Annotated in this window: 13 protein-coding genes; 8 read left to right on the plus strand and 5 right to left on the minus strand. The window is 68.7% G+C overall.

Features of this window, described 5'->3' with window-relative positions; genetic code table 11:
• The first annotated feature begins 3 nt into the window (after window positions 1–3).
• Window positions 4–1,602, plus strand: coding sequence for an apolipoprotein N-acyltransferase (gene lnt, locus ACTJJZ_RS05955; RefSeq protein WP_440720259.1), 1,599 nt, complete (start codon window positions 4–6; stop codon window positions 1,600–1,602).
• On the opposite strand, the gene ACTJJZ_RS05960 is transcribed toward lnt, so the two are convergent.
• The 4 genes from ACTJJZ_RS05960 to ACTJJZ_RS05975 all read right to left on the minus strand — a co-directional run bounded on the left by ACTJJZ_RS05960 (window position 1,599) and on the right by ACTJJZ_RS05975 (window position 4,407).
• A complete protein-coding gene (locus tag ACTJJZ_RS05960) occupies window positions 1,599–1,982 on the minus strand; it encodes an RNA polymerase-binding protein RbpA (RefSeq protein ID WP_440720260.1) in 384 nt (127 codons plus the stop codon). The two genes, lnt and ACTJJZ_RS05960, sit on opposite strands and share 4 nt — an antisense overlap.
• 135 nt (window positions 1,983–2,117) lie before the next feature.
• A complete protein-coding gene (locus ACTJJZ_RS05965) occupies window positions 2,118–2,900 on the minus strand; it encodes a glycerophosphodiester phosphodiesterase family protein (RefSeq protein WP_440720261.1) in 783 nt (260 codons plus the stop codon).
• Complete coding sequence (locus tag ACTJJZ_RS05970; RefSeq protein ID WP_440720262.1) at window positions 2,897–3,910, minus strand: SPFH domain-containing protein; 1,014 nt, start codon at window positions 3,908–3,910, stop codon at window positions 2,897–2,899. Before ACTJJZ_RS05970 ends, ACTJJZ_RS05965 begins: the two co-directional genes overlap by 4 nt.
• A 20-nt stretch (window positions 3,911–3,930) precedes the next feature.
• Window positions 3,931–4,407 (minus strand): NfeD family protein, encoded by a 477-nt coding sequence (locus ACTJJZ_RS05975; protein WP_440720263.1) that lies wholly within the window; start codon window positions 4,405–4,407, stop codon window positions 3,931–3,933.
• Window positions 4,408–4,542: 135 nt separating this feature from the next.
• Between ACTJJZ_RS05975 and ACTJJZ_RS05980 the strand changes: the two genes are divergently transcribed.
• Complete coding sequence (locus ACTJJZ_RS05980) at window positions 4,543–5,340, plus strand: SDR family oxidoreductase (RefSeq protein ID WP_440720264.1); 798 nt, start codon at window positions 4,543–4,545, stop codon at window positions 5,338–5,340.
• 55 nt (window positions 5,341–5,395) lie between these two features.
• Here ACTJJZ_RS05980 and ACTJJZ_RS05985 read toward each other — a convergent pair whose 3' ends face one another.
• A complete protein-coding gene (locus ACTJJZ_RS05985; protein ID WP_440720265.1) occupies window positions 5,396–5,980 on the minus strand; it encodes an HdeD family acid-resistance protein in 585 nt (194 codons plus the stop codon).
• Between the two features lie 114 nt (window positions 5,981–6,094).
• Here ACTJJZ_RS05985 and ACTJJZ_RS05990 point away from each other — a divergent pair, with 114 nt between their 5' ends.
• The 6 genes from ACTJJZ_RS05990 (at window position 6,095) to ACTJJZ_RS06015 (ending at window position 12,581) form a co-directional block, all read left to right on the plus strand.
• Complete coding sequence (locus ACTJJZ_RS05990) at window positions 6,095–6,535, plus strand: helix-turn-helix transcriptional regulator (protein WP_440720266.1); 441 nt, start codon at window positions 6,095–6,097, stop codon at window positions 6,533–6,535.
• 10 nt (window positions 6,536–6,545) lie between these two features.
• Window positions 6,546–6,956 carry a VOC family protein gene (locus ACTJJZ_RS05995; protein WP_440720267.1) on the plus strand — a complete coding sequence of 137 codons (411 nt, stop codon included), beginning with the start codon at window positions 6,546–6,548 and terminating at the stop codon, window positions 6,954–6,956.
• Between the two features lie 89 nt (window positions 6,957–7,045).
• A complete protein-coding gene (locus ACTJJZ_RS06000) occupies window positions 7,046–9,400 on the plus strand; it encodes an ATP-binding cassette domain-containing protein (RefSeq protein WP_440720268.1) in 2,355 nt (784 codons plus the stop codon).
• 13 nt (window positions 9,401–9,413) lie between these two features.
• Entirely contained in the window at window positions 9,414–10,232 is an 819-nt protein-coding gene (locus tag ACTJJZ_RS06005; protein WP_440720269.1) for a TrmH family RNA methyltransferase, read from the plus strand.
• 1,096 nt (window positions 10,233–11,328) lie between these two features.
• Window positions 11,329–11,808 carry a hypothetical protein gene (locus tag ACTJJZ_RS06010; RefSeq protein WP_440720270.1) on the plus strand — a complete coding sequence of 160 codons (480 nt, stop codon included), beginning with the start codon at window positions 11,329–11,331 and terminating at the stop codon, window positions 11,806–11,808.
• Between the two features lie 398 nt (window positions 11,809–12,206).
• A complete protein-coding gene (locus tag ACTJJZ_RS06015) occupies window positions 12,207–12,581 on the plus strand; it encodes a hypothetical protein (RefSeq protein ID WP_440720271.1) in 375 nt (124 codons plus the stop codon).
• Window positions 12,582–12,606 lie beyond the last annotated feature (25 nt).

Raw genomic sequence — 12,606 nt, forward strand, 5'->3', positions numbered from 1 at the left:
GTGATGACCAGCCGCACCACCGCGCGCCTCGAAGCGCCGGCGGTCGCGGCCGTCCGCCCGCTGCTGCCGCTCTGGGCCGCCGTGGTCGTCGCGGCCGTCGCGGCCGGCCTGCAGACGCTCGCGTTTCCGGCCGTGTCGCTGTGGATCGCCTCGTTCCCCGCGGTCGGCCTGCTTCTGCTCTCGCTGGTCGGGCGCCGGACGTGGGCGGCGCTCCTGGTCGGGTTCGCGTACGGCGCCGTGTTCTATCTGATCCTGGTGTCGTGGACGGCGAGGTATCTCGGGCCCGTGCCGTGGCTGGCGCTCGGGCTGCTCGAGGGGGCGTTGACGGCCGTGGCGCTGATCCCGGTGACGCTCGCGTACCGGTGGATCCCCGCCCTGATCCGCCCGGGTGCCGCACGGGCCGTCGTGACAGCGGTGGTGCTGGCGGCGCTCTGGATCGGCCGGGAGCTGTTCCTCGGGAACTGGCCGTACGGCGGGTTCCCGTGGGCGCGCATCGCGCTCACGCTGTCGGACACGGCGGCGGCGCGGGTGACCAGCTGGGTCGGGATCAGCGGGCTCGGGTTCCTGATGGTGCTGCTCGTCGCGCTCGTGCTGGAACTCACGCGGGAGGCGGTGCGCGGCCGGCGGCGGCCGCGGGCCCTCGCCATCCTCGGCCCCGTCGTGCTGGTGGCGCTGCTCGTGCTCCTTCCCGCTTTCCCGACCACCGCGAACGGCACGATGCGGATCGGGGCGGTGCAGGGGAACGGGCCGACCGGCTACTTCGACAAGCGCGAGGATCTGGCGGTGCTGCACGCGCAGACCGCCGCGTCGGAGCCCTTGTACGGCAGGCGGATGGATCTGCTGGTCTGGCCCGAAGGAGGCCTCGACGGCGATCCGTTCCAGTACGACGTGCTCGCGAACGGGCTCGACGAGGTCGCGGCCGGAGTGCACGCACCGCTCCTCGCCAACGCCGCCACGCAGAAGGGCGAGCAGTTCTTCAACACGTCGTTCCTGTGGCCCGATCGGCCGCACGCCTCCCTGGCACGCTCCGACGTGCCGACGCACTCCAAGCGGCACCCGGTGCCGTTCGGCGAGTACGTGCCCGATCGCGACTTCTTCTACGCGCTCGCGCCGGATCTCATCGGACTGATCGGCCGCGGGTACACCCCGGGCTCGGACGCCCCCGTGATCCGCGTCGGCAAGACCCCGGTGGGGCTCGCGATCTGCTTCGACGTGATCTACGACGAGCTCATCGCGGAGGGCATCCACGGCGGCGCACAGGTGCTGGTCTTCCAGACGAACAACGCCGATTTCCGCGGCACGGTGGAGAACCTGCAGCAGCTCGCGATCGCGCGGATGCGCGCGGTGGAGACCGGGCGCGCGGTCGTCAACATCTCCACCGTCGGCACCAGCCAGGTGATCCGCCCGGACGGTTCGACCCAGGCCGCGCTGCACGAGAATCGCCCCGGTGCGCTTCTCGAGGACGTCGAGCTGCGCACCGGGGCGACGGCGGGTGTGGTCGTGGGGCCGTGGATCGAACAGGTCCTGCTGTGGGGCGGCCTGCTCGCGGTCGTCGCGGCCGGTCTGCTCGGCCGGTCGCGACGACGCGGATCCGGGGTCTAGGCGCCGATCCGCTCGCGGGTCGGGTCCTCACCGGCGCCACGGCGGGCGCGGATGAAGGCGAGGCGCTCCTCCAGGAGCTCCTCCAGCTCGGCACGGCTCCGGCGCTCCAGGAGCATGTCCCAGTGCGTGCGTGCCGTCTTGTCGCTGTTCTCCTCGATCTCGACCGACTTGCCGTCGACCTGCAACCGGGCCTCGGCGCCGCAGGAGCGGCACTCCCAGGTGGCCGGCGGCTCGGCGTCCGCGGCGAACATCAGCGTGGTCACATGGCCGCAGGTGTCGCAGGTGTACGCGGTCTGCTGCCGTTCCATGAACACGACGCCCTCTTCGCTCTGAAGGCTCTGGGCGCCGAGTCGGATTCCTCGAAGGCTGCGATCTGCCATTGTGTGGTCCTCTCGTCGCCCTCAGGTATACCGGTCCGGGCTGTGCAGAAGGTGCGAGGGGAGCAAACCATGAAGGCTTTCACAGTCGATGCTCAGGGCTTTCGCGGCCGCCGGGCCACCGGGCCGCCGTGCCGGTCAGGGCCGCCGCAGGGTGCTGATCGCGAGGTCGGCGCGGTCCGTCACGATGCCGTCGGCGCCGGCGTCGACCAGTTCGCGCATCCGGACCGGATCGTTGATCGTCCACACATGCACCTCGGCGCCCGCGGAGTGCGCCGCGCGGATCAGGCCAGGCGTGAACACCCTGAGCATCCCGAAGCGCTCCGGGATCTGCACCGCGTCCAGCCCGCGCAGGATCCGGCGTGCCCAGCCGGAGAGGCGCAGCCTCGACGCGACCAGCAGCAGGGCGATGCTGCGCCGCCCGCCCGAGGAGGCCGGCAGCGTCTCGGCTCCCGCGGCTCGCGCCGCGGCGAGGGCCGCACGGCGGTTGCGGTCGCGGAAGCTCGTGAGCAGCACCCGCCGGCCGTGTGCGGCGACGGCGCGGCCGACGCTTGCAGCCGCGTCCCGAGCCTTGACGTCGACGTTGAAGCGCAGCTCGGGGAACGCGTCCAGCGCCTCCGCGAGGGTCAGCAGTCCGCCGTGCGCGGCGAACAGCTCGGCGAGCTCCTGCGTGGAGACGTCGGCCACCTTGCGCGGATCCCCGAACAGCCGCTGCAGGGTCTCGTCGTGGAACAGCACCGCATCGCCGTCCGCCGTCGCGCGGCAGTCGGTCTCGACGTACTCCGCGCCCGCGGCATCCGCGGCGGCCAGCGCAAGGGCGGAGTTGTCGAACACGACGGAGTCCTCACCCGCCGCGGTCAGCAAACCGCGGTGAGCGAGGACTCGCGGCGACGAGGCGCCCTGGAAGTACGGGTGCGTCACGCGTCGCCGGCGGCGGCCGGAGGCGCGGCGGGAGCGGCGGCCGCCGCAGCGGCGGCGCGCGTCGTCGGCGCGGGCGGAGCGACCGGGGCCTTCGGCGTGAACGGCGTGGAGCCGCCGGAGCCCGGGGTGAACGCGCCGCCGAAGTTCTTCAGCGCCTCGGTGAACTCGCTCGGGATGATCCACAGCTTGCTCGACGCGCTTTCGCTGATCTTCGGCAGCATCTGCAGGTACTGGTAGGCGAGCAGCTTGTCGTCCGGCTGGCCCTGGTGGATGGCGTTGAAGACGTTCTGGATCGCCTCCGCCTCGCCCTCGGCGCGCAGCACCGCCGCCTGCTTCTCGCCCTCGGCGCGGAGGATGTCCGCCTGACGCTGACCCTCCGCCTCGAGGATCTGCGACTGCTTGGTGCCCTCTGCGGTGAGGATCGCCGCGCGGCGATCGCGCTCCGCACGCATCTGCTTCTCCATCGAGTCCTGGATGGACACGGGCGGGTCGATGGCCTTCAGCTCGACGCGGCCGACGCGGATGCCCCACTTGCCGGTCGCCTCGTCGAGCACGATGCGCAGCTGGCCGTTGATGTTGTCCCGGCTGGTCAGCGCCTCCTCGAGGTTCAGCCCGCCGACCACGTTGCGCAGCGTGGTCGTCGTGAGCTGCTCGACGGCGCCGAGGTAGTTCGCGATCTCGTACGTCGCGGCGCGGGCGTCGGTCACCTGGAAGTAGACGACCGTGTCGATCGACACCACGAGGTTGTCTTCGGTGATCACCGGCTGCGGCGGGAAGGAGACCACCTGCTCGCGCATGTCGATCAGCGGCCGCAGCCGGTCGACGAACGGCACCAGCAGGTTCAGGCCCGGCATGAGCGTCTTGTGATAGCGCCCGAGGCGTTCGACGACGCCGGCGGTCGCCTGCGGGATGATCCTGATCGAGCGCGCGAGAGTCACCAGCACGAAGATGATGACGGCGATCGCGAGGATCCACCCGATGGCGGCGGGGATGAAGGATGCGCTGTCCATGAAGGGCTGCTCCTGTTTTCCTAGTCGTGGACGGATTGGACGTATGCGGTGGCGCCCTCGATCCGGACGACGCGGATGGGCGCGCCGGGGGAGAGGGGCGAGAGGACGGGGGCGTTCGACGCGAGCCGGGCAGTCCAGGTCTCGCCGTTGCTGAGCTTGACCTGACCGCTGATCGAGGTCACCTCGAACAGCACGACGCCGTGCAGCCCGATCAGCGCCGCCACGTTCGACCTGGTGTCGTCTTCGCCGCGATGCAGACGACGCAGCAGCGGAGGACGCAGGACGAAGATGAACAGCGCCGCGGCGACGGCGGCGATGATGGCCTGCGCCCACACCGGCCAGCCGGTCAGGACCGAGAGCAGGCCGACGGCCGAGCCGAGCCCGAGCATGAGGAAGGTCAGATCGAGCGTGAAGATTTCGATCACGAAGAACAGCACCATGAGCACGAGCCAGCCGATCCACGCCCAGTCCGTGAACACTTGCATGAACGTGTCCATCGCGCCCCCTCTTCCCGTCAACCTATCACGCGACTGAGAGCCGCCCGAGGAGTCACGCACCGCGGAAACACGCGGGTTGATAGGGTGATCGGGTCCCTTCCCCGCGCCTGCGCGCACCCTCCCGAGGAGCCCATCGTGTCCCAGCCTCTTCCCGCCGCATCGCCCGGTGCCGGTCAGTCAGCTGGCAGCGGCCAGCTGACCGGCAAGGTCGCCCTGGTCACCGGATCCTCCCGCGGCATCGGCGCCGACACGATCCGCTACTTCGCGCAGGCGGGCGCCGACGTGGTGATCAACTTCCGGAACAAGGCTCCGCGCGCGGAGAAGCTCGCCGCGGAGGTGCGCGAGCTCGGGCGCCGCGCACTCGTGGTCGGCGCCGACCTAACGGATCCCGCCTCCGTCGCCGAGATGATCGAGGCTGTGCGGGCCGAGTTCGGCGGGCTCGACATCCTCGTACTGAACGCCTCGGGCGGCATGGAATCGAACATGGGTGAGGACTACGCGCTGCGCCTCAACCGCGACGCCCAGGTGAACGTGCTGCAGACCGCTCTGCCGCTGCTGCGCGAAGGCGGACGCATCGTGTTCGTCACGAGCCACCAGGCGCACTTCATCCGCACCACGCCGACCATGCCGGAATACGAGCCGGTCGCGCTCTCCAAGCGCGCCGGCGAGGACGCGCTGCGCGAGCTGATCCCGGCGATCGAGGCGCGTGGTGTCGAGTTCGTCGTCGTCTCGGGCGACATGATCGAAGGCACCATCACCGCGACCCTGCTCGAGCGCGCCAACCCGGGAGCGATCTCGCAGCGCCGCGAGTCGGCCGGCCGTCTCTACAACGTGTCCGAGTTCGCCGCAGAGGTCGCTCTCGCGGCCATCGAGCCGATCCCTGCGGACCACACCCGCCTCATCGGCGACGTGAGCGGGTTCGAGGCCGAGTAGCAGCAACGGAAGAAGGGTCCGGACGCGTCGCGTCCGGACCCTTCTTCTGTGCGGGTCAGGCGTTGAAGGCGCCCGCGACGGCCTTGGCGTCCCTGGCGATGGTGATCGCGCGCACGATCTGCACGACCCCGAGGACGATGAGGGAGATCGCGAGGAACAGCCAGAAGAACGCGACGGCTGCGAGCCCGAGGCTGATCACGGCGATGCCGGCGACGATGCTGAGCAGCGCGTACAGCAGCGTCCAGGTCCTGGATCCGTCGTGACCCATCAGGGACAGGGAGACGACGCCGTCGAGGATCCAGCTGACGCCGATGAAGATCACCGTGACGAGGGCGAACGCGACCGTGGCGGCCTGGCTGTTCGCGAAGGCGATGATGCCCGCGACGAGGTAGAGGACACCGAGGAGGATGTGGCCGAGACGGGCCCAGCCCGACTTTCCGGCCCCGAAGATGCCGAGCCCGACGTACACGACACCGGCGACGATCAGATACGCGGCGACGATCCCGGTGAGGACGAACGCGGTCTTGACCGGCCAGATCAGCATGACCAGCCCCGCGATGAGGGCGATGACCCCGGACACGGCGAGGAACACGCGAAGCGACTTCACGAGGCTGCTCGCTCCGGCAACTGCTTCAGACATGAGGCGGACCCTTTCTGAGAGATCCCTATGAGAGATTTGCCCTCAGCGTACCGCCGGCCCTGGAACAGCGGGAGCGCACGATCCGCGTGGCGTACGACGTGCGAGGATCGGAGGATGACGCCGTCCGCCTCCGACGCCGATCGCCTCCGCGACCTCGCGGCCCTGCGGACGGTGCGCGATCGCATCGACAGGGAGTACGCGCGGCCGCTCGACGTCGAGGCCCTCGCGGCGGGCGTGCACATGTCGGCGGGGCATCTCAGCCGTCAGTTCAAGCTCGTCTACGGCGAGCCGCCGTACTCGTATCTGATGACCCGGCGCATCGAGCGGGCGATGGCGCTGCTGCGCCGCGGCGATGTGTCGGTCACCGAGGCGTGCTTCGCGGTCGGGTTCCAGTCGCTCGGCACGTTCAGCACCCGCTTCTCCGAGCTGGTCGGAGTCTCGCCGAGCCGCTATCGCGCGGATCCGGGCCTCGGACCGGGGATCCCGTCCTGGATCGAGAAACAGGCCACCAGACCGATCAGGAATCGAGAAGCCTCGGACGAGCCCCGCGCGTAGCGTGAGCGGCATGGACATCACGATCAACGCCAGCTTCCTTCCGCACACCGACGCCGAGGAGTCGCTCCGCTTCTACCGGGACGTGCTCGGCTGGGAGCTCAGGAAGGACGTCGGCTACCAGCAGATGCGCTGGCTCACCGTCGGGCCGGCGAACCAGCCCGACACGGCCGTCGTGCTCACCCCGCCCGCGGTGGACCCGGGCATCTCCGAAGACGAGCGGCGCACGATCTTCGAGCTGATGGCGAAGGGCAGCTACGGCGGGATCGTGCTCGCGACGGCGAACGTGGACGCCGCGTTCGCCGAGCTGGAGTCCCGCGGAGCGGACGTCGTGCAGGAGCCGATCGACCAGCCGTACGGGATCCGCGACTGCGCGTTCCGGGACCCGGCGGGCAACATGATCCGTCTGCAGCAGGTCGCCTGAGGGCGCGCAGCGGNGGGCACCGCTAGTCTGTGACCGCACCCGCCCGCGCCTTCCGATGGCCCCGACCGCACGATACGGAGCACCTGCCGATGACCGAGCCGCATGTCGCCGACACCCATGACGCGATCCGCGTGCAGGGCGCCCGAGAGAACAACCTGAAGGACGTGTCGATCGAGCTGCCGAAGCGCCGGTTGACGGTGTTCACAGGCGTGTCCGGATCCGGCAAGAGCTCGCTCGTCTTCGACACGATCGCCGCGGAGTCCCGGCGGATGATCGACGAGACGTACAGCGCGTTCCTGCAGGGCTTCATGCCGTCGATTCCGCGCCCGGACGTCGACGTGCTCGAGGGGCTCACGACCGCGATCATCGTCGACCAGGAGCGGCTCGGCGCCAACCCGCGCTCCACGGTGGGCACGGTGACCGACGCGAACGCGATGCTGCGGATCCTGTTCTCGAAGCTCGGCACGCCGTACATCGGCGGTCCGACCGCGTTCTCCTTCAACATCCCGACGCAGCGCGCCAGCGGCGTGATGACCGGTCCCGGGGGAGAGAAGAAGATCGTCAAGGACGCGATCTACCTCGGCGGCATGTGCCCGCGCTGCGAGGGCAGGGGAGCGGTGTCGGATCTGGATCTCGCGCAGGTCGTCGACGAGACGAAGTCGCTCAACGACGGCGCGATCATGGTGCCCGGCTACACACCGGACGGCTGGATGGTGCGTCAGTTCGCCGAGTCCGGCTTCTATCCGGCGGACAAGCCGGTCTCAGCGTTCACCGACAAGCAGCGGCAGCTCTTCCTGTACGGCGAGGTCACCAAGGTCAGGATCAACGGGATCAACATCACCTATGAGGGGCTGATCCCGAAGATCACCAAGTCCATGCTGTCGAAGGACGTCGACGCGCTGCAGCCGCACATCCGCGCCTTCGTCGAGCGGGTCGCGACGTTCGCGGTCTGCCCGGAGTGCGACGGAACCCGGCTCACCGAGGGCGCGCGCTCGTCGAAGATCGACGGGATCAGCATCGCGGACGCCTGCCGGATGCAGGTGACGGATCTCGCGGCCTGGGTCCGCGACCGGGACCTGCCGGGCGCGGGGCCGCTGCTGAACGCCCTGCGCGCCAACCTCGAGGCGTTCGTGACGCTCGGGCTCGGCTACCTCTCGCTGGAGCGACCGTCGGGCACGCTGTCCGGGGGAGAGGCGCAGCGGATCAAGATGCTCCGCCACCTCGGATCCTCGCTCACTGACGTCACGTACGTGTTCGACGAGCCGACGATCGGCCTGCACCCGCACGACATCCAGCGCATGAACCGGCTTCTCGAGCAGCTGCGCGACAAGGGCAACACGGTGCTGGTGGTCGAGCACAAGCCCGAGACCATCGCGATCGCCGACCACGTGGTCGACCTGGGGCCCGGTGCCGGCAGCGCCGGGGGAGTGATCTGCTTCGAGGGAACCGTGGAGGGGCTGCGCGCCAGCGACACCCTGACCGGGCGCCATCTCGACGACCGTGCCTCCCTCAAGCCCGCCGTCCGCGAACGGACGGGAGCGATCGAGGTGCGCGGCGCGACCACCAACAACCTGCACGACGTCGACGTCGATGTGCCGCTCGGCGTGCTCACGGTCGTCACCGGAGTCGCCGGATCCGGCAAGAGCTCGCTGATCCACGGGTCCGTGACGAAGCAGGAAGGTGTCGTCTCGATCGACCAGACCGCGATCAGGGGATCCCGGCGCAGCAACCCCGCCACCTACACGGGAATGCTGGAGCCGATCCGCAAGGCGTTCGCGAAGGCGAACGGCGTGAAGCCCGCACTGTTCAGCGCGAACTCCGAGGGCGCCTGCCCGACCTGCAAGGGATCGGGCGTGATCGTCACCGAACTCGGCTTCATGGACACCGTGGAGAGTCCCTGTGAGGACTGCGGCGGAAAGCGCTTCCAGGCGGCCGTCCTGGACTACAAGCTCGCGGGGCTCGACATCACCGAGGTGCTCGACATGCCCGTGGCCCAGGCGCGCGAGTTCTTCGGCGGGGGAGAGGCGAGGATCCCGGCCGCCGCCGCGATCCTCGGCCGACTCGAAGACGTGGGTCTCGGATACCTGTCGCTCGGCCAGCCGCTGTCGACGCTGTCGGCCGGCGAGCGTCAGCGGATCAAGCTGGCCACGCAGATGGCGGACGGCGCGGCGATCTACGTGCTGGACGAGCCGACCACCGGCCTGCACCTCGCCGACGTGCAGAACCTGCTCGGCCTGCTCGACCGGCTCGTCGACTCTGGCAGGTCTGTGATCGTCATCGAGCACCACCAGGCGGTCATGGCGCATGCGGACTGGATCATCGACGTCGGTCCGGGCGCGGGACACGACGGCGGGCGCATCGTCTTCGAGGGCACGCCGGCCGATCTCGTCGCTGCGAAGTCGACCGTGACGGGGGAGCACCTCGCCGCCTACGTCGGCGCGTGAGAGGCTGTCCAGGATGGCCGATCTGAAGATCTCTACGCGCAATTCGCGGTTCCAACTGCTCGAGGCGCTGACCCGCAACCGCACCCACCGCACCCGGGAGCATCGTTTCATCGTTCAGGGCGTGCGGCCGATCTCGCAGGCCATCGAGCACGGCTGGCCCGTGCTCACGGCGATCTACGACGCGCAGCGATCGCTCACGCCCTGGGCCCGCGACGTCGTCACGGAGGCGCACGAGACGATCGCGATGAGCCCTGCGCTGCTCGCCGAGCTCGCGGAGAAGGAGGAGGGCGCCACCGAGGTCATCGCGGTCGTCGAGATGCCGCCTGACGATCTGTCTCGGATCGCGGTCCCGCAGGACTTCCTCGGCATGGTCTTCGACCGGCCCACCCAGCCCGGCAACATCGGTTCGATCCTGCGCTCGATGGATGCGCTCGGCGGGCACGGCCTGATCGTCTCCGGGCACGCGGCGGATCCCTACGACCCGAAGTCGGTGCGCGCGTCGACCGGATCCCTCTTCGCCACGCCTGTCGTGCGTGCTGCGTCGCCGGGGATCGTGGTCGACTGGGTGCGCGATGTCCACGCGCAGGGCACGCCGCTCACGCTGGTCGCGACGGACGAGCACGGTGACGTGGACGTGTGGGACCACGACTTCACGAAGCCGTCGCTCGTGCTGATCGGCAATGAGACGACCGGGCTCGCGCGTGGGTGGCGCGACGCTGCAGACGTGATGGTGCGCGTGCCGATGAGCGGATCCGCGAGCTCTCTGAACGCCTCGAACGCGGCGACGCTGATGCTCTACGAGGCGGCGCGCCAGCGGGCTGGTAGCCGTTGACCACTAGGCTCGCGATCATGCGAGGTGTCAGAGGAGCAGCCGCGACCGTGGCAGTTGTCATGTTCGGGGCGCTCACGGGATGCGCGGGGAGCGTCGGCGGGGGTGCGGCGCCGTCTGTCGTGCCCGAACCTTCTCCGCCGGCGTCTACGACGCCCGCGGTCAGCCCGGGAACGGCCGACGCGGAGAAGCGGGCGGACCAGTGGCTCGCCACTGCTTCCGTGCCGGCTGGCGCTGTCCAGGTCGATCGTGCGCCTATCGCATTCCAGTCATACACGGGGTGGCCGTGCCCGGCGACGGTCGCGGAAGAGCGCTACTGGACGATTCCGGACCTGTCGCTCTCTGACGCCATGACTTGGATGGTCGAGAATCCGACACCGGGACTGATCCCCAATCGCACGCAGGCGCCGGATCCCGCGCACGAGGGGACCGAGACCGGTTTTGGAGAGTTGCCGCACCGCGGTGCGCTGGAGGGAATCGTCTTCACCATCGACACGCCGCCGAGCGGCGGCGTGGCGATCCGTGCAGAGGTCGGCGCGACTCCGGCGGATGTGCCGTGTCCGCCTCCGCGAGGCGGCGGACAATGGGGCGAGCCGGGGATGGGTTGATCGGTCATCAGCGAGAGTTATGTCAGCTTTGTGAGCCGCACGACGTCCTCGGCCCGATTGCCGAACAGCGGACCAGGGCTCCCGGCGACTCGATCCCGTCGTTCGTCACACCTATGACCAGTACGGCGTCCATCGCGCTCAGGACGCACGAGAGCAGCTCCGCGCGCTGAGAGAAATGCACGGCTGGTCCTGGCTTGCCGATGACACGTCGCCGGCGACGTGGACGGTTGCCGGCGACAGCCTGCGTCTGCGCGGACGCAGGCAGATGACGGGCCTGCAGCTGGTCAACGTCGCTGCGGACAAATGCGCTCGCAAGAGGATCATCTGGTCGAAGTTTGGAGCTGACCTTCCGACAGGCATCGATTCACCGATAATGCACATTATGTCAATCCGAAACGACACGATGTGCGCTTCTCGCAATCGTGAAGACTCGGGTAACGCCTCCCCGCTTCGCGAAGCGCAGTAGTTCATCCATGGAATAGCATGCGCTCATGGGCGCACCTCTGATGCCAGTTCGCGGCTCGCGATTGAAAGTCACGTTGCCGTCAACGATCGCCGCCATTCTCGGCTGCTGCTACGCGCTGGTGCTACTCGGGGTGGTGGTCTTCCTCCTCACGGCGATGATCACGCACCAGGGAACGATCGGGCACCTGACGGGTACCGCCCGCCGCGGGCCACTTGTCGTGTCCGCACTGCTCCTGCTCGGCGCCGTTGACCTGGCGATCGGCGCAGTCTTGGTATGGCGGGGCCGACGCGGGTTCCTCATTATGGTGCCGATGGGAATTCTCTTCGTTGTCGGGTCTATCGGTGAGGTTCTAGACATCGCCAACGGGAGCAGCCTGGCCGGCAATCTGATCGGCGGTGGCATCCTTCTGCTTGCCGTCATTCCCGTCATCTTGCTGCTGCTGCCACGCACGACCCAACCACCCCGGATTCTGCCTCGCAGCGGCCGTCCACCGGTTCACCAGTGACGTTGAGCAACACGCTCCAGGCGCGTCGGATACATCCGGTGAGCGCGTCTGAACATCCCGCACGCCAGCGCCACTTCGAATGGAACTGATCTTTATCCCCGCGAAAGAGATTCGACACGGCCATTTAAGAATCAACGACACGCGACACGTGGAGCGATCCAATGGGCCCCGCTCCCCCGGCGATGGCGATTCCGGTAAGGCGAACTACCGGAAGGGACCTGCTTGCATGCAATAAACGCGACTCCGCCTACGATGAGCGCATGACGGCTGAGCGAACCAGGGTCCATTCACGACGAATTCTGCTCACTGTCGGAGCGACCCTTGTGTTTGTGGCGATTTCGGGGTGCGCGGCGGGCCCTGTCAAGGCGGATGCAACGTCTTCTGCTCAGCCGTCCGCTATGGCCACGACCGCCGGCCCCGATCGGACAGCCTCCCCTGCTGCGATCGACAAGGTGACCTGCGAGACGTACTCGGACATGCTGACGATCCTGCAGAACACTGACTCTTCCTTCTACCGCGGTGCGATCGTCCCTCAGGAGCGGACAGGCTGGTACGATCTCGCTTTTCGCGTCATAGGACGAGCACCGTCCGCCGGTGAAGGATCGGTCGCTGCGGCCCTGGCAGCACTGAAGCAATTCCGGCCACCGATGAACACTGCCTCGTCGACGCCGGATGCCACGAGCAGCAAGTGGAACAACGCTTCGCAGGCCCTGGCCGATGCGTGCAAAGCCGAAGGACTTCCATACTCGGGCGAGGCGTTCGTCGGAGGCTGACCCCGACGAAACTCTCTGCCCGGTA

The organism is Microbacterium sp. 22242 (assembly GCF_052045495.1).
In the GTDB taxonomy this organism is placed as follows: domain Bacteria; phylum Actinomycetota; class Actinomycetes; order Actinomycetales; family Microbacteriaceae; genus Microbacterium.

Bases quoted from the DNA above. Each gene is read 5' to 3' on its own strand.
- ACTJJZ_RS05985 (WP_440720265.1), bottom strand. From the start codon at position 5,980: ATGTCTGAAGCAGTTGCCGGAGCGAGCAGCCTCGTGAAGTCGCTTCGC.
- ACTJJZ_RS05970 (WP_440720262.1), bottom strand. From the start codon at position 3,910: ATGGACAGCGCATCCTTCATCCCCGCCGCCATCGGGTGGATCCTCGCG.
- ACTJJZ_RS06005 (WP_440720269.1), top strand. From the start codon at position 9,414: ATGGCCGATCTGAAGATCTCTACGCGCAATTCGCGGTTCCAACTGCTC.
- lnt (WP_440720259.1), top strand. From the start codon at position 4: ATGACCAGCCGCACCACCGCGCGCCTCGAAGCGCCGGCGGTCGCGGCC.
- ACTJJZ_RS06010 (WP_440720270.1), top strand. From the start codon at position 11,329: ATGGGCGCACCTCTGATGCCAGTTCGCGGCTCGCGATTGAAAGTCACG.
- ACTJJZ_RS05990 (WP_440720266.1), top strand. From the start codon at position 6,095: ATGACGCCGTCCGCCTCCGACGCCGATCGCCTCCGCGACCTCGCGGCC.
- ACTJJZ_RS05975 (WP_440720263.1), bottom strand. From the start codon at position 4,407: ATGGACACGTTCATGCAAGTGTTCACGGACTGGGCGTGGATCGGCTGG.
- ACTJJZ_RS05960 (WP_440720260.1), bottom strand. From the start codon at position 1,982: ATGGCAGATCGCAGCCTTCGAGGAATCCGACTCGGCGCCCAGAGCCTT.
- ACTJJZ_RS05995 (WP_440720267.1), top strand. From the start codon at position 6,546: ATGGACATCACGATCAACGCCAGCTTCCTTCCGCACACCGACGCCGAG.
- ACTJJZ_RS06000 (WP_440720268.1), top strand. From the start codon at position 7,046: ATGACCGAGCCGCATGTCGCCGACACCCATGACGCGATCCGCGTGCAG.
- ACTJJZ_RS06015 (WP_440720271.1), top strand. From the start codon at position 12,207: ATGGCCACGACCGCCGGCCCCGATCGGACAGCCTCCCCTGCTGCGATC.